Origin of the sequence: Saezia sanguinis (assembly GCF_003991585.1) — a bacterium.
GTDB lineage: Bacteria > Pseudomonadota > Gammaproteobacteria > Burkholderiales > Burkholderiaceae_C > Saezia > Saezia sanguinis.
This window is the reverse complement of the sequence record NZ_PQSP01000167.1, coordinates 1-246: the sequence shown is the minus strand read 5'-3', so window position 1 is coordinate 246 and position 246 is coordinate 1. Positions and strand designations below refer to the sequence as shown.

Below are 246 nucleotides of genomic sequence, written 5' to 3'. Positions count from 1 at the left end.
GGATTCACTCGCCGCCCGCCGGCTCGCGTACTGGCGCGAGTACCTGGCCGAACTGCCTGCACGGCTCGAATTCCCGGCCGGCACCGCAGCCGGCGCCACCGGTGAAGGCGTGCACGCCTTCGATATCGGCACCCGCACCCATCGCCGCATCGCCGATATCGCCCAGCGGGCCGGCACTTCCGAATTCATCGTGCTGCGCGCGGCGTTCACCGTGCTGCTGGCCCGGTCGGCGGCGGTCGCCGATAT

The 246-nt window shown here is 71.1% G+C and carries 1 protein-coding gene; it reads left to right on the top strand.

Features of this window, described 5'->3' with window-relative positions; all coding sequences use genetic code 11:
• On the top strand, window positions 1-246 hold a 246-nt coding region (locus CUZ56_RS15900), incomplete at both ends, for a hypothetical protein (RefSeq protein ID WP_162615380.1).